The following is a 17,100-nucleotide window of genomic DNA, read 5'->3' on the forward strand; positions in this document are numbered from 1 at the left end:
TTAGAAACGGTAATTCAAATCGAAAGCGAGCGAGAGGTCGTGCTCACGGACACCATCATAAGGGCGTTTGTCATAGGTCACTGCCACACCAGCATCGACCACATCATTCCATTGAATACGTTGCCCATAACCTGCCGTGGTGACCAGACCATTACCGTAGTTTTTCTCCCAGTAGCCGCCCACACCGAGCTGTATTTGTTGACTCCAGACCGTTTTATAGTGGCGATACATGATGTGATTGAGAGTCACAGCAGGTAGGTAGGTGAAATCACGTTTTGGGTTATAGTAAATCACGTCTTCTTTGGTATTGGTGCTGGCGGCCAATCCTAGATTGAAGTCTGCTGTCAGGTACGGCCCAGTCCAGATACGCTGACGTCCGTTAAGCTCGTATTCCCACCGCTTGTTGCCGTCAGAGTAATCAGACGGCGTGACATTAAATTCAAGATCACGCCGATCATCAGCCTTCCACAAGACAAAAGCAGAGGCGCTGTTGGAGCTAATATTGTTTTTCATGGCGCGCAATGGAGTCTCTTTCGCCAATCTTTCGACCTGACCGCCGACCCGCCAGTGATCATTAAAATCGTACCAAGTGGCTAACCGAGCACCGGTTTTGTTACCGAAACCGTAATTCTGATTATTCACTTCGGCCTCGACCCAGTGATCACGAGAGGTCCACTCTCCGCCCAAACGCATCACGCGATTAATACCAGTACCTTCTTCAAACTGGGCATTGTTATAGCTGCCACCACCAAATACACGCCAGTTTTCGGCTATCGGTGGGCTGTACAGCAAGGTTTCAATGCCATAATCCTTGTTACCGCTGACTGGGCTATTGGAGGAGAGCGTACGGTTACCACTCACACGCAGTTCATACATATTGTGTACTTTGCGCTGCCGATCTAATTCCTGAGACGGAACATCTTCTGGGGAGCGGGTAATCACATCATCGGTCAACAACTCCATCTGATGCCACTCCTGCAAATCCATCGCCGTTTCAGCTTGGGCGCGCTCCAAAATCAGGCTGCGTGGTGCCAATGACTCCACCGCTTTCAGCTCTTGTTCAGCTTTACGTGGTAAGTCTCTGGCCAGATAAACACTGGCTAAAGCGATACGTAAATTCTGGTTTGCAGGCGCGGTGCTGGATAATGTTTCCAGCTTTTTCTGTGCTGCGGGCAGATCATTAAGCGCCACCAAAGACTGAACCAGCAGCGTCTGACCCTCCATCCAATCGTCATTGGGTTCTTTGCCCGGCAGACCATAAACCCCTACTTGATACGGGGTCTGCTCGCTGTAGTTCTTAGCGAATTGATGCGCCTTATCCAATTGCTCACTTTCATTCAGCGAGTAATAGAGATCATCGGCATCAAGTAAGTCATCACTGTTTCGGAAAGTTTTGCCATCGGCGTAATACAAACTGGTCAAGATCGGCGCTGCTTTTTCTGGCATCCGACGATCGACATAAGCAGAGGCGGCCCAGCGACGGGCATAATCCGGCATTTTGTAGCCTTCAGCTTCCATCGCTTCATATTCTTTAATCAGCTCGACGGTATTACGGCGTACCAATAATGCACCGAGCCTATCAATACGCGCGCGCTGATAATCCGCCTGCGCGTCGGGATCTTTGCTCCAACGCGTTAACAGATCCTGATAATCTGCCAGCGCCTGATCAGCAATGTAAAAACGCTCAGTTTCACTGCGCGTTGGCATCACGGCCATACGAACCTGTTCCGCTGCCGCATCTCTCTCAAGTTGCCTATACTGTTCAGCCGTGACGAGTTTCGGATTCTCTTTTGCCAGTTGTAGTGCAGGATCAGCAATGCGGTTTCTTTGCAGTATCTCAAGGTGATTTTTTAAGACTTCCTCAGATTCAGGCGCTAATCGCACTGCCTCACTGGAAGCCTGCAACGCATCATAATTGCGGTTGGTTGCGCGGCTCAGATAAGAGAGTGTCATATAATTTTTGGCGGAGGGGTCACGCTCAGCTAACTCTTTTGCCTTTTGTAAAGCCTCACCGCCACGCCCTGAATCAGCCTGCGTCATGATCATACCGGTGATAAGGTCAGGGTTAGTCGGGTCTTTCTTCAAGCTGCTTTGCCACAGTGCCAAAGCTTGATCCCAACGTTTTTCATTGCGATAAGCACGCGCCGCAGCGGCTAGCCCCCGCGAGGAGAGATTCACGGAAGAGTGATATTTTTCGTAAACATCGATCACTTCTTGATTACGCCCTGCCCAACCGGCTATTTGTAGCCAGTCGTCAACTTGACCACTATTAAGCGGGCCTGCTTTAGATTCTTTTTGTAAATAGTCAAGGACCGGCGCAGTATCCCCCGCTCTGGCTTTGATGATTAATGAATCATACTGTGTTTCTGCCATGACTGGATTAACTGAAAGGCCGGAAATTAATAGCGCTAATAAAGTAATTCTGTGCCGTTGCAACGGACGCAGTAGTGTCGTAAATGCGTTATACATTATATAACCCTTAAGCCAGCAACTTGTTTGATGATCAAGAAAAGCTACTTCACGAACATCCATTTTTCATTATTGAATTACGATGAAATGAAGTCCTTGGAATGTATTACAGCATGTTACATAGGATAGTTGAAAGAAAATACTGTTGTCGAATTATTATAGAATATTGTTATTCCAGCGATTAATAGAGGTGAAAACGTGATATGTGCGTTAGTTTAGGGGCGATCAAGATTAATCCTAGTTAAAAACACCTAACAACTCCAGAAAATAGAGATAAAATATTTTCACTCGGTGCATAGCGCGATACAGTATCCTGCACGAGGGCAGTATGGTTTGATTTTTGGGCTGTTTCATCGGCTTTTTTATTGCTTTAAATTTTGAATGTCTAAAATATTCTTTATATTAATAATCGTCAAAAAAATAGTATGATTTGGAATGTCGATTATCACTTCCGTTATCATTATTAATAGAACCATTTCAAAATTATAAATAACCAATGGAATGTAAATAACAAGAGCGCTAAAGCACCTTTGTGCTTTAACACTCTATTCTATATGAATAATATTATTATTTTATGCAAATCTGTGACAAATGACTTTCGAGAAAAAAACTTGGTTAAAAAACTGAAGCATTGACTGCCAAAGATGAATGCCATTCACATCAAGTCAGATATTGTGCAAAAATTAAGGGCAACGCAGTAAGTCGCGTTTAAGTTTACTTAAAAACTCAAAACCGTTATTGGTAATGAGAATCATATCCTCCAACATAATTGCGCCAATACCGATACCGTAATAGGGTGTCTCGAGGCTTAATACCATTCCTGGGCGAAACGTTTCAGTTGCCAAAGTACTGACAAAAGGCGCTTCTTCTAGCCCTAAAAATACCCCGTCGCCATGCCCAAGATGACCACGATTATAATGCGGTAAACCTGACTTTTTGATGACATCCATGGTGGAGTCAAATACATCTTTTAATTTCACCCCAGGTGCAACCATCGATAACATATGTTCATGGCCGATTCGAATGGTGTCATAGATCTGTTGAGTTAGTGGGTCCGGCTCGCCTAGTACAAATGTTCTGGCCAGATCAGCACCATAGCCCGCAACATCGACACCGCAGTCAAATTTAATGAGGTCACCATACTTTGCTGGCGTCTCATCCGCGATAATCTTAGGTGAGAAGTTGTCGCCAACAGAAATAAGATTGAAACGCGAGAAGTTCGTTTCTGGGAAGGTCATCACCGCAGCTTTAAATGCGGCGGTCAATTCTGCGGCAGTACAACCGACACGGATTTTTTTAGCTGCACAGGTAATACCATATTCGGTAATTTCAGCGCTTTTTCGCAGGTGTTCAATCTCCCACGGGCTTTTGATCACTCTGATTTCATTAAACAGCGGGGTTGAATCAACCCATTTTAACCCTGGAGCCACTTTGTCCAGCACACTTTTACCACCGTTGGACATCGCATTTAATTCGATGGCAATCGTCTTATCCATTACGTGGGCCTTTTCAAGCGCCGCTTTAACTAAACCGAAAACGGCTTCAATCGGCGGACCAATCGGGCGCTCACGTTTGTTCTGATGATTGAGGGGATTGCGTGGATCATCGACATCAACCCATACAGGGAAGGTTTTCAGCTCCACATTGGGCATATCAAAGTGTGTGCTGGCAGCCTCAAATTCATTCATGATGATTTGCGAAGGTATTGTCGCATCACGGAACATAATCGCAACAGCCGCGCCAGTATGTCGGAAGGTATACATAAAGAAGCTGGCAAACCCGGTGAGATAATAAAAATTATCACACACGGTGACCACCAAGGCCTCTATCCCCTCTCGTTCCATTACCTTGCGGGCGTTATGACTGACCACCTCTAAATGCGCAATTTTTTCGTTATTCACCGAGACTTCCTTCATCACTTTCTTGATCTGTAGGTTGAATCATATACCCAAAATCAGTGAAGTTGCAGGTAGGCAGTCATTATGGGCGAGATTCTAGTGGGTAATCGAGGCAATTGCCGACGCCCGGAAGCTTATTACATCGGTAGTCAGTATCTTACGTCGGCGGTAAGTGTTGTTCGATGCGGTAATTACGGTTTCTTTGCCAGCAAAGTGGCAAAACGTAATTTTATCCGATTACCTTGCGCATCAGTCTTATGTAATTGCCCAACATCTTCGTTGTACTTAATCACTTCCCAATCTTTATAGTACTGGCTTAACTCACCTGACTTTAATGTAAAGGAGAATGGCACAGTACAAGGAAAGTCATCAGTTGACATGGCGGAGATGATCAGATTATAACCACCGGGCAAAGTACACTCTTGCATATTATTAATAAGATGCGGAATTCTTTCCGGTTGCAGGAACATAAGCACGACAGTCGAAAGAATAAAATCGTAACGGTTGTCCAAACTGGCTTCGTTGATGTTGTAAGTGCTGGCAGTTATATTTTGCAGTTCTTCCTGCGCAATGATCTGCTGCAAGTTCCCTATACTATCCGTATTTTTATCCACCGCCGTAACATCAAAACCTAATAAATTCAGGTATAACGAGTTGCGGCCAGAACCACAGCCTAAATCTAATGCTTTTCCCGGTTGAACCCACTTTACCGCTTCAATCACTTCGGAATGTGTCGGGGTTAGATTGTATTTCTTATGGTAAAAATCTTCCGCTGAACAGTAAAAACTCAGTTGGCATTGCAGATCATCTGAACATGCAGCAATACGATGCCAGACTTGTGGCTCAATAAAAGGCGGTTGATGTTCACTTGAAAATGAGTGCCTTTCCAGTGTATTTCCTGCTTCGTCCAGAATCAGAAAATCCATCTCGCCGCTGAGAATGGTGAGTTTGGCCCAAGTGCCTGCTTTGGTATTGTGTTTCTCTCGAAACATCGCTGGCACGCCAGCACTGTTCCAGACAGGTAACTGTTTGTAGCAAAGCAGCGCTGATGTATTTCCCATGCTGATATTCCTCAAATAAATTAAAGATGCATTTAATATGCAACATATAATACAGCATTTATGTGACCAAATGAAGCAGCGAAATCACTCATATACAGTGATAACCATCCGCTTATTTAGCACATAAAATCATTTAGATAGCGTTATCGTAGGATGTCATGGGGCTTTAGGCTTGGTTAGTTTTAGGTTTTCAATATGATCAGCGAGCTTTTGGATATCGTCATCTGTCAGATGCGCTTTGGCTTTATTCCCCCTACCGACAATCTTGCCATCGCGCCGCGCAGTCAGACCGTCGACTATTTCATCGCGAGATAAAGAGATCAGCGGAGGGGCTTTATCTAAACCTTTCCGATCAGCCAAACGTCCATGGCAGCTTGAACAGGTTTGTTTATAGATATGCTCACCGTCAGTGGCCGCCTGTGTAGGTATGCTAAATATCATCATGCACAGGGCCAACAACAATATTTTCATATTGCACCCGTCGCCCATTGTTGGAACAACCGAGTCAAATCTTTCTCATTGCGTGCACCCTGATGTAACTCAGTGACTTTGCCGTTGCGATCAATCAGAAAAGAGGTGGGTGTGCCAATCACCTGATAACGTTCCTGCGTAATGCCCAGTTGATCGCGAATGACGGGATAGCTAAGATTGCGCTGCGCCAATACCGGATTGATATCCACCTGATCTGGATCGGTGTTGATGGCCACCACCACAATATCACCCTGATATTGCTGGCTCAGCTTATCCAGTGCCGCCATCTCGGCCAGACATCCCCCACAGCTTGCCGACCAAAAATTGAGGTAGACCTGTTTGCCTTTCCATTTATCGAGTGCGACGGGCTGACCTTGCATATCATAAGCCGCCAATTGAGGGGCAACTTCCCCCACCGCGACCTCTTCTTGTTTGCAGGCGCTAAGTAGCAGTAACAGGCTACATAGGCCAATCGTTTTTAACCCATTACGCCACATGATGACGACTCTCTTCGTTAAGATATCTACCGTGCTGAAGCCGGATGATCCGATCAGCAACACAGCCTAGGTCTGGATTATGGGTGACCATGACGATGGTTCTGCCTTGGCGATGAATATGGTTTAACAGATCCAAGACCCGCTGTTCATTCTCTTCATCAAGGTTGCCGGTAGGTTCATCGGCAAAAATGATCGGGGGCTGATTGACTAATGCCCGCGCAATGCATACCCGCTGTTGCTCCCCCCCGGAAAGCTGGCTGGGCAAGTGATCCATACGCGGCGTCATCCCAACTTGCTCCAAAACTTGCCGCGCTGCCTCTTCATCCACCACGCTGTGGTAATGCTGCGCTAACATAATGTTTTCTAATGCTGTCAGGTAAGGGATAAGGTGAAATTGCTGGAAAACCAGCCCTATCTTGTCTGCCCGAAACTTCCTGCGGCCCTCTTCATCCAACCCTGCGGCATCAATACCATCGAGCAATACCTGCCCTTCGGTTACCGTGTCCAGGCAAGTCAGAATATTCATCAGTGTGGTTTTGCCAGAGCCTGAAGCCCCCATAATCGCCACAAATTCACCGCGATTGATGCGAATATTAATATCTTCCAGCGCCGTAACTTGCCCGAAACGCTTATATAAGTGCCGGGTTTCAATGACGGCATCCGTAACGTATTCAGGTTTCACCTGTGTTAGTGACGATGTCATTTGCTACTCTCCTTTCAGGACTTTAGCGGGTTCAATATGAATAGCCCGGCGGGTGGGAACAATTGCCGCGACAGCGGCGACTAACAATGACAATACCAGTGTCAGCGGTAATACCGGCGCACGTAAGGCTATTGACGCGCTGAATACGGTCTGCCCCAAGACTTGCGCCAATACATACCCTAGCAGAGCACCACAGACGGCGGCCGCCAGCGAGATAATCAGCGTTTCGGTCAGCATCTGGCGAATAATATCGCCCCCACTGGCACCCAGTGCTTTTTGTAAGGCGAACTCTTTTGAGCGCTCACCCACAATCGCCATCAGAGTGGTATTAACGCATAGAGAGGACAGAATAAGAATCACGACCGAAACCAGCCCCATTAGCCCTTTTATTTTATCGAGCACCTGCCCTTCAGAGGCGGAGACTTTCCGAATCGGCCGGATTTCAAGATCGGGATATTGTTCACGCAGATGGCTGGCAAAAGTTTCGACCTGCCCCACATCATTGCTGACACTCAGTAGTGCGTTGCTGATCTGGCCCGGTTGATTGAGCCATTTCTGTGCCAGTTCCAAATTAACGATCAGCATATTATCGGTGGCATCGCCAGCCTCAACAATACCTTTGATTTGCAGCCGCTGCCGCGCACCTTCACTCACTAGGGTGAGGGTATCGCCCACCTTGACGTGCAGGCGCTCCGCCAGTTTGACGCCGATCATGGCGTTGCGATCATCAAAACTGACACCAATCCAATTGCCCGTCACTTGCCAGTAAGGCACCAGTTGTTGCAAGGATTCAAACCACACGCCCATCAATACTACTTTTTCTAGTTCGGTACGTGCCATGCCATAAATGTAGGGGCTGGAGGCGTTGATCAGCCCTTTCGGGGCAGCATCAATGATGGGCTGAAATCGCTCTTGCTCAAATGCACTGCCATGCCCTGGGCCGATATAGAAATTCGCGCCGAAAGTGCGTAACTCTTGGCTCATCTTGGCATTGATATCGAAATAGACGGCCGACATGGCGGTGACAATCGCCGCACCGACGGTCAGCGCCGCAAACACCACACTGACCCGCTGCATACGCAGGCGCAAGGCACGTAATACCAACCGCCAAAACATGCTATGACTGCCTTTATGTTGCACTGCTGGAGGATTAACGGCCATAGAGTACCTCCACCGGATACAGGCTAGCGATGCGCCGTGCGGGGAACCAAGTACCAATGACCGCAATCAAAATAGAGATCACCAACACACAAGGCACCACCATCCAAGCGAAGCTCAATGGAGCACCAAAAAGCATCAGGCCAATGGTTTTTGCCAACCCCCACCCAGCCAGACAACCGGCTAGCCCTCCAATCAACCCACTGATGGCGGCTTCAAGATAGAACAACATCAGAATTTGCCACTGACGCGCCCCCAATGCTTTCATCAAACCAATCTCTTTAGCCCGTTCCATTATCGTGCTGGTCATCAGTGAGGCGATGCCCATGGCAGCCGCAATCAACGCGGCCAATGTGACGACGCCCAGCAGCAGTTGTATTTTTTCAATCACCACCCCCTCAGATGCTGCAACCTGCCAGATAGGCCGAACGACTGAACCGGAGATCGCCTCCTCGAGTTGGTGAGCAATGGAAGAAACATAGGCGGTGCAATACCACAAGTCATACTCCTCGGCATTGAGGGCTTCAAGATTTTCACGCGCTTTGCGTGACAACTCATTTTCCGGCACGGTCAGCGCCGAAACCCGTACTGCCTGAATCTTCCCTGGCAAACCCAGTAATGATTGCACTGCCACCAGAGGCAACACCAGACGGCTCTCTTCTTCGCCCCCACTGCTCAACACGCCGCTTATCTTCACCGTCAACGGGCCAGAAACGCCGTTTAGATGCAGCTCATCGCCTATTTTCCAGCCAGTGTGTTGTGCCAATTGCTTACCCAGTAGAGCCTGAAGCTCTTGAGCATCGGCTTTGACTGGCTCGCTCGGCCAGTCACCATTAACCTGCCAATAGGGGCTGATTATTTGCTGACCCGTGTGATAATCCTCTTCATCAGGCACATCAACTGGCTGATTAAAATAGGTGCCTAGTAGTGGAATAGTCAGTCCGTTAACGTCAGTTTCACCGCTGAGCAGTGGGGCAAAACCGACAATATTGTTGCGCCAAAAAATGTCTTTAATATTGGGTAACTCGGCTTGATCCAAAAAATCCTGCCCACTCAGGGGATGACTTTTCTCGCCAAACAGTGACGGCAATGCCACCTGACCGGCGGGTTCAATCAGAATATTGGCACCATAAGATTTCAGCTCACGGGACATTTTATCGCCAATATCTATCGACACCGCCAAAAGCGAAGAGATTAGCCCTGCGGCAAGGAATACCGTAAAGACGGCCAACGACTTACGCCGGACATTCCTGAACCAAGATTGCTTGAGCATACGCCACAACATAATTATGGGTTCTCCTGAGTATCACTCTCTTCACTGCTGATAACTGGTGTGACAAATTGCTCTGGATGATCGCGGAAACGGTTGTAATTCGCCTCAGATGAGAAGAAGTAGGTTTTATCACCGTAGCTGTACTTAAATTCGGCTTTTTGATTAGTGAGGTGCGTTTTATCGACCGGATCAATCACATCTAATGTCACGACCGTCGTGAAATAATTGACGCCCGCCTCCAGAGAGGCTTTGGGGATAACGAGCTCTTTATCATCACTTTTCCACTCTTCTAGCGGGATCGGGTTGCATCCCCCCGCTTTGCCGATCGACGGAATGAAAATATGCACCGCGCAGGCAACACAAATCACCTGATTACCTTCCATCACATACCCTTGGTCGCCACATAATAGGCAGGCGTCAAACACCACGCTAAGACGTAAACGATCGGGGTAACGGTTAATAATAAAGAAGCGCACGGCTTTGCCATCATCAGCGACCCAAACAAAACGGTGCAGTTTGCCGTCGCGTACCTGATCAACCGGAATATGAACCAAGCCATCAGCGGCTAGCGTGACAGGTAAAGCTTCTGAGAGTTGTGGGGGCTGAGAAGCCACTTTATCCCAATAAAGTTGAGCGCCCATCACCACGATCCATGCCAGCAAAGCAAACACAAAAATTCTGCGGACATTACGGTAATCGGCCAAGGCTTTACGGCGGGCAATGGGTTCTGCATTTTCACTGACCACCCGACGAGCATGGCGCAACGGCATCAAATAACAGAGTGTCGTCAATGCCAATAGCAGCGCACAAATATAACTGAGCCAAGCATTCCCGTTAGTCACCAAAGCCACATAACTGAGCAGTGATTTGGTTAACGGCAAAACCTGTAACTTCATCAGTAACAGGATCGCATCGCCACTCAAGGGTAAAATGAGGAGCAGTGTCAACAGAACCAACAGCGGCCAGCGACAACGCGGCAATTGTCGAATCATCATCAGCAACAGTACTGCACAGAAAATGACCCAAGCAAACGCGACAATAATCGCCGCCAGATTAAGCAGCAGGTCAGTGTTGATCACATGAGTGTTGGTAAACGCGCCCAGATTGGGATTATTGCCCCAATTAAAAGCTGCGCCAAATACCAGCAAAATCTGCCAGCAATAGCCTAATGAACGGCGGGGAGTGAATTGGCTTAATAAGAAGAACAACAGTGCGAGAAGTTGAATCCCCGCCAGCGCTAACTGCAATTGCTGCGACTTAGGGTAATGAGTACCCGCCCATATCCCGGCAATAGCCATAAGTATTGTTATCCATACCACCCGATTCAATGCAGGGGCAGGCCGAATAGCCCAACTTAACCCCAGCAGCATAGCAATCGGTAAAAAGGCCTGTAGTACGGAAACAAAGAAATAACTCATTAGCACACACCTTGGGCAAGGAGATCACAACACCTGCCAGTTATCACTGATCAGCCCCTCATGTGGCGCTGATAACAACAATTGCCTGACCGTCCGATATCAATAAAAAAAGCCGCGATCACTGCATCAGTCATCGCGGCTATGACTATCAATTCAAACCGGTATATTTAAAGTCGTAGCTCACATCAAACGGCTTCCACCAACGACCAACACCTGTTTCGCTATCGGTATGACGATGCAAACCTGCTTTGGATGGCTCACTAATGTGATAGGTCACTTTGTAGTTACCCACGCCCATCATTTTGATGTTAGCACCGTAGTGTGGGCCATCGCTGGCAACCATTGGCATAAAGGTGCCTTCTTGTTTCGCGCCAGTATCGGTGTTCACCAAGGTGTAAGCGATAGTCAGGTATGGCATCCATTCACCGGCACCGAAACCATTTTTATTGCCTTCAGTTGCATGGATATCCGCTTCCAGATGGATGTCAGCCTTCGCTGCTGGCAAGCCCATACCGCGAGGTTCCATATCAATCGGCTGTAAGTAAACCGCCGCAATTTCCATATCATTAATTTTGATAGGTTCGCCGGCTGGATACTCTTTAAAGGCAAAGGCAGCAGGTGCTGCAAAAATGCTGGCAATGATACTGCTGGCAATAATCGTTTTCTTCATGGTCATGTAGCACACCCTCTGGTATCAAATGATAAGTACATTGTCGTAATTCACACCGGCATCATGCCGGACCATCATGCTGGGATAGCACGACCACGCCGTTGCATTACCCAAAGGGCAACCAGCGCAGCAATCAGTAATATCCCTTGAGGAATCAAAGTCTCCAGATATGGATAGATTCCCAACCAACTAATTTCAGGCACGCCCGGTAGCAGTGTCGGCTCAAACAATTTGCCCTCAATCAGCTCAAGGACACTCTTCCCAGCGAACACAAACGCCATCAGGTACATAAAGCCACCGGTAAACATAAAGAACGGCTTAAGTGGCAATTTAACCACGGTAAAGCGCATGACCAGATAAGCCACCAACAAGAACACACAGCCGACGCCAAAACCGGCCAAAATCGACAAGTGCCCGCTGGTTGTGCTGGCATCCCCCATCAGAGCCAGATAGAACAGCACGGTTTCGGCCCCTTCGCGGTATACCGCCAAGAAGCTGGTTAGCCATAGCCCTATCATTGAGCCGCTACTGAGTGATTTGGAGAACTTCCCTTCGAGATAGGCTTTCCATTGGCGTGCTTCAGTTTTTGAAAGCAACCAGTAACTCATGGAGAACAGCATCACCACGGCAATCATCATGGTGAAGCCTTCCAGCAATTCGCGGCTTTGCCCTGAGTTGGCAAACAGCCACTGGAAGACAAAGGCCGTTAATACGCTGGCAATTAATGCCACCACAACCGATTGACGAATCAGCGGCAGTTTGTCCTGATGGTTGTTTTTCACCAGATAAGCGACGATGGCCGCCACAATCAGCAAGGCTTCCAAACCTTCGCGCACAATGATCAACAGGCTGTAGATAAACAGACTCCAGTCGGTTTCATCTCCTCCGCCTAACATCTCAACCGCACTGGAGAGATCTTTCTGCAAAGCGAGAGCTTCAGCTTGCAACTGTTCGACCGGCTGCCCCGCTTTCATAAAGCTGACCAAGCGGGTGAAATGGCCCTCTAGCGTTGATTTAAACGCCGCATCCCGTGAGCCAATTTTGTTCTCCATGCCACTGGCTTCGAACAGATCAAAATAGGCGTCCTGTACTGCCATCATGGCAGGTGTGGTCTGCCCTTTCTGGTACTCATCGATAGCGGCGGTAACCGCCTGATTTATTTTGTCGGAAACCACACCCCAATCCGTGTTGGCCTGCCCATCAGCATTAGCACCACTCGCAGAGGATTGCCCCGCATTGGGCTGATCGGCAGTGACTTGCTGCTGTTCGCGGGTTGTAGGTAAGCCCGGCAGTATGTCTTCAATGGTTTGCAACAAGCCCGTGACACGATAAGCCACTTCCGTCAGTTGGTCGGGCTTGCTGGTTAAATCAATTAATGCGGTGAATTGTTGGTTAATCGCAGCGGCATCCTGTGCAGAACGATTTCCCCGCACTGACATTTCCATTTCAGAGTTTTTAAAGCCCTGATAGTGTGCTTGTTGCACACTTTGACTGGCAGCCGCGAAATTGCCTGCCTGATATTCACTGATGGCCTGCGCCAACAGATCATCAATGATTTTGAAGCTCTGCTGCCAGTAGACTGCAATATCACTGTTTTCATAGGCGGCATGCTGTTGTTCGGCGGTGAGTTTGTGACCGTCAGCCAGCACGGGCAACACGCCTGTCAACTCACTTTTGAGCCAGTTGATCTTATTATCGACCTCAGCTTGCGGTCTCCCTTCGCCAATCATGCGGCGAATTTCACCAAAAGCCGCTTCCATCTGATAACTCTTTTGGGCAGAGATATTAATGCGAATCGGCCCTTCCAGATTTTCAAACAGTTCAAAATAGGCCATCTGCACCGTGGTGCGGGCTTCATCATTGTTCTGTTGTTGATAAAGTTGAGACGTTTTATCAAGGCGGGATTGAATATCATTGACCAGTTGCGGGTAATCCACAGCAGCCCAAGCCAATGAGCTAGAGAGCCACCAACAGCAACAAAGCAGAATAAATTTGTGCCAAATTTGCATAATGAGTGATGCACATGAAGTTGATAATGAGATTTATTAACATTACCACTAAAGATAGGAAATGTGTCTTGATCCGCATCAAAAAATATTTAGTCTCTTGAAGTTTTGTTTAGAAATGCGGAGCACCCCGCAATTCTTGTTCAGGAAACAGCCCCTTGCTGGATGGCTCTTAGCCATTTGTTGAAATGGAGTATAAGAAGAAAAAATGCTCGCCTGCTGCGGAAATACCACAGGTGAAGGTAACCTAAATCCGCAGACAGGCGTTTATTTCATTAAAAATATAATCTGAGTTAAATGGTTAATTGATAATGTTCATTTATCCAATAACTGATATTACATCAGAAGAAATATTTGAATCTGGCACGAACACCATAACGATCATCATTGTCGCCATTGACTACTTTATTATTTTCAGCGACCTCCAATTTAGACCAGTAGGCACCAAGGTATAAATTAAAGTTATTCATATCCATAACATTAGCGATTTTATATGAGGTATGAATGGTGTGGACATCATATTTATCTGGTGAAGTTAATATTCCTGACGTAATAACACCGGCATTCGCACTGTTGAAATATTCGATATCGTTATGTGCGAAAATATAACCAACTTCAAAGTTTCGCCATAAAATATTGGCACCTGCACTGAAGTTTTTCTCATTGGTGGCATCCATATAAGCTGAACTCAGGTTGGCAACAATACCATTCTCGGGATCTTTATCCTGATTATTAAAGGTGAAGGTGGCACCATAACCATTACGTTTAGACTGATCCTGCCATATGCCTTGGTCATCCCGATAGCCATAGGCGTTACTGATGACGTTACTTTCCATCGCAATCGCGGCAGAAAGGCTGTCTTGTTTCCACGAAATAACAGGGCGAACATAAGCCACATTTTTTTCGTTTTCCAACGTATTGCCATGGTAGGTATTATTGGCAAACAGTGTGGTGCCATCTTTTAAGATGGTGTTAACTTCAAAATACCAGTTGCCCAGATATTTGCTCACCAGGAAGTTGCCGCCATTATTGCTGCGTCCACGCCCCTCTTTCATCATATAGATGTAGCCATAACCGTCACTGTATAGATCATTCGCAGTGTTCCCTGAGTGCTGGACAAAGGTATCCTGATTCAGTGGGAACATATCGTAAGCTTCAAAGCGACCCACTTTCACTTTCCAATCTTTTTCATGGCCAAAGAAGAATGCCGCATCATCAAGGTTCATGCTACCGCCAACATCAGCTAATGGCTGCACCGTGAAGCCGGCAAAGTTACCATTATTCAGGCGGCGATAACCATCCAGACCAATAAGAATTCGTCCATTAATATCCCATTGTTCTCTGCTACCTGCTTTCCAGTCTTTATTTGCACTGGTACGCAATGAGGTGAGTTGCCCGCTTTTGCTGGCGGCATCCATATTAATTTCAACATCACCATATAATTTAAGATTTCCTTGAGGGGTTTCCCAAGTAACTTCAGCTAACGCAGGCAATGATAAAAGACTGGTAAGTCCAACCAGAATAAACTTGTTCATATTGACCATCTCTATTTAGGATAATGTAAAGTAAAAATACTTTCTTAGAATGAGGGCAACACTCTGCCCACCCGATTTTAAAGAGTTAATATTTGTTTTATTATTTATTGTCATATCCAGAAGCATTAATTGGAAAATGGCACGCCATGATTAAATATTCATATTTGACCTCTACGAAATAGTTAAACTATTTTTATTTAATTTTATGATATTTATCAGCGAGGAATGAATTATCCTCGCTGATAGAGTAATACTAATTCATTGGTTAATTCACGGGCTAATAGCGATGTCATTAAGTGATCCTGAGCATGGACCATAATGAGCGTCATGGGTGTTTTGGCTTCACCCGCATCTTGTTCAATCAGCTTGGTTTGCATACGATGCGCCGCTTTTGTAAAGCCATCAGACTCCGCTAACAGTGCATGAGCCTGAGTGAAATCCCCTTCACGGGCAGCGCGCAGGGCTTCAAAGCACAAGCTTCTGGCCTGACCGGCATTGACGATAATCTCCATGACGGCCTCTTCCAGATCAATCATTTTTCTCTACCTCATCAAAGCCTTGATTGTCAGCCGTTGCCGCGAACCATTCACCACTTTTTTTCACGATGCGTTGTTGCGTTTTTAAATCTAACTGGATGAAACCATAACGGTTTTTGTACGCATTGCACCATGACCAGTTATCAATAAACGTCCACATATGATAGCCCAGGCAGTGGCTTCCTTCCGCTAATGCGCGGTGAACCCATTTTAAATGTTCAGAGACAAACTCAATACGATAATCATCATTAATCTGCCCGTTCTGGCTAAAACGTTGTTCGTTTTCAACGCCCATGCCATTTTCTGAAATAAAGCAGCGCGGATTATCGTAATTTTCACGTAGGTTGGTCAGGATGTCGTAAATACCGGGTTCATAAATTTCCCAACCTCGGTGCGGATTCATTTTGCAGCCGGGCATCTGATAATAATCAAACAACCACTCCGGCATAAATGGCGCATCAGGATTAACCCTGCTATCGCGACACTTTATTCTACGCGGCTGATAATAATTGATGCCGAGTAAATCTACTTTGCCCTCAAGGATTAATGCGCTGTCTCCGGGCTGGCACTCAGGTAATTGATCGTAATCTTTAAGCAATGCGACCAGTTCAGTCGGATATTCACCGCGTAATACGGGGTCAAGGAAGCTGCGGTTAAACAGTAAATCCGCAATGTTGGCTGCTTTGATATCCGCCGGATTCTCGGAGCGGGGATAGGAGGGTGTCAGATTTAAAATAATACCAATTTCGCCCCCTAATTCGCGCTGACGGTATTTTTTTACCGCTAAAGCATGGGCCAACACCGTGTGATAGGCCACCGTGGCCGCGCGCTTGAAATCCACCACATTGGGGTAATGGAAATCATACAGATAACCGCCTTCAACGGGCACGATAGGCTCATTGAAGGTAAACCAGTGTTGCACCCGATCACCAAACAAACGGAAGCAGGTATCCGCATATTCGGCATAGGCGTCAACCACATAGCGACTTTCCCAGCCCCCCTGTTCTTGCATCACAGTGGGCATATCAAAATGGAACAAATTGATAAACGGGGTTATCCCCTGCGCCAACAACTCATCAATCACGCCATTGTAGAAATCCACGGCCTCTGGGTTGACTTCACCCCGCCCTTTGGGCATCAGACGCGCCCAAGAAATTGAGGTGCGGAAGCTATTGTGATTTAACTGTTTCAGCAACGCGATATCTTGCTGCCAGTGTTGATAAAATGTCGAGGTCTGCTGTGGTCCGATTTGCTGATGAAAACGGCCTGGCTGCTTTGCATACCAAGTGTCCCAAATAGTCGCACTTTTGCCACCACTTAGGCTCTCACCTTCAGTTTGCGGCGCGGAGCTGGCACTGCCCCACCAGAAATCACGTGGAAATTGATACTTCATCTTACTCTCCGT

General features: G+C 47.0%; 14 protein-coding genes. All 14 read right to left on the bottom strand.

Going from position 1 to position 17,100, the window contains the following annotated elements; genetic code table 11:
* The 14 genes from pgaA to HRD69_RS17045 all read right to left on the bottom strand — a co-directional run bounded on the left by pgaA (window position 1) and on the right by HRD69_RS17045 (window position 17,088).
* Window positions 1-2,469, bottom strand: a complete 2,469-nt coding sequence (gene pgaA / locus HRD69_RS16980; RefSeq protein WP_004875632.1) for a poly-beta-1,6 N-acetyl-D-glucosamine export porin PgaA — start codon at window positions 2,467-2,469, stop codon at window positions 1-3.
* Between the two features lie 683 nt (window positions 2,470-3,152).
* Entirely contained in the window at window positions 3,153-4,370 is a 1,218-nt protein-coding gene (locus HRD69_RS16985; RefSeq protein WP_032813242.1) for a M24 family metallopeptidase, read from the bottom strand.
* A gap of 188 nt (window positions 4,371-4,558) precedes the next feature.
* A complete protein-coding gene (gene tehB / locus HRD69_RS16990; RefSeq protein ID WP_004873930.1) occupies window positions 4,559-5,428 on the bottom strand; it encodes an SAM-dependent methyltransferase TehB in 870 nt (289 codons plus the stop codon).
* Window positions 5,429-5,584: 156 nt separating this feature from the next.
* Entirely contained in the window at window positions 5,585-5,899 is a 315-nt protein-coding gene (locus tag HRD69_RS16995) for a c-type cytochrome (RefSeq protein WP_032813240.1), read from the bottom strand.
* Entirely contained in the window at window positions 5,896-6,396 is a 501-nt protein-coding gene (locus HRD69_RS17000; protein ID WP_032813238.1) for a TlpA family protein disulfide reductase, read from the bottom strand. Before HRD69_RS17000 ends, HRD69_RS16995 begins: the two co-directional genes overlap by 4 nt.
* Entirely contained in the window at window positions 6,386-7,099 is a 714-nt protein-coding gene (locus HRD69_RS17005) for an ABC transporter ATP-binding protein (RefSeq protein WP_032813236.1), read from the bottom strand. Before HRD69_RS17005 ends, HRD69_RS17000 begins: the two co-directional genes overlap by 11 nt.
* Before the next feature lie 3 nt (window positions 7,100-7,102).
* Window positions 7,103-8,215, bottom strand: coding sequence for an ABC transporter permease (locus tag HRD69_RS17010; RefSeq protein ID WP_004873926.1), 1,113 nt, complete (start codon window positions 8,213-8,215; stop codon window positions 7,103-7,105).
* Window positions 8,216-8,249: 34 nt separating this feature from the next.
* Entirely contained in the window at window positions 8,250-9,542 is a 1,293-nt protein-coding gene (locus tag HRD69_RS17015; protein WP_032813234.1) for an ABC transporter permease, read from the bottom strand.
* Between the two features lie 2 nt (window positions 9,543-9,544).
* On the bottom strand, window positions 9,545-10,948 hold the full coding sequence (locus tag HRD69_RS17020) for a Fe-S-containing protein (RefSeq protein WP_004873924.1): 1,404 nt from the start codon (window positions 10,946-10,948) through the stop codon (window positions 9,545-9,547).
* A 148-nt stretch (window positions 10,949-11,096) separates the two neighbouring features.
* On the bottom strand, window positions 11,097-11,624 hold the full coding sequence (locus HRD69_RS17025; RefSeq protein ID WP_004390794.1) for an iron transporter: 528 nt from the start codon (window positions 11,622-11,624) through the stop codon (window positions 11,097-11,099).
* A 68-nt stretch (window positions 11,625-11,692) separates the two neighbouring features.
* The gene (locus HRD69_RS17030; protein ID WP_004873923.1) at window positions 11,693-13,627 is read right to left on the bottom strand and encodes an FTR1 family iron permease; all 1,935 of its coding nucleotides are present in this window, start codon (window positions 13,625-13,627) and stop codon (window positions 11,693-11,695) included.
* A gap of 338 nt (window positions 13,628-13,965) precedes the next feature.
* Entirely contained in the window at window positions 13,966-15,168 is a 1,203-nt protein-coding gene (locus HRD69_RS17035) for a carbohydrate porin (RefSeq protein ID WP_004873922.1), read from the bottom strand.
* Window positions 15,169-15,389: 221 nt separating this feature from the next.
* Window positions 15,390-15,695, bottom strand: coding sequence for a PTS lactose/cellobiose transporter subunit IIA (locus HRD69_RS17040; protein ID WP_019209713.1), 306 nt, complete (start codon window positions 15,693-15,695; stop codon window positions 15,390-15,392).
* Window positions 15,688-17,088 carry a glycoside hydrolase family 1 protein gene (locus HRD69_RS17045; RefSeq protein WP_004873920.1) on the bottom strand — a complete coding sequence of 467 codons (1,401 nt, stop codon included), beginning with the start codon at window positions 17,086-17,088 and terminating at the stop codon, window positions 15,688-15,690. Before HRD69_RS17045 ends, HRD69_RS17040 begins: the two co-directional genes overlap by 8 nt.
* Between the last annotated feature and the right edge of the window lie 12 nt (window positions 17,089-17,100).

It is taken from the genome of Yersinia mollaretii ATCC 43969, assembly GCF_013282725.1.
Lineage (GTDB): Bacteria > Pseudomonadota > Gammaproteobacteria > Enterobacterales > Enterobacteriaceae > Yersinia > Yersinia mollaretii.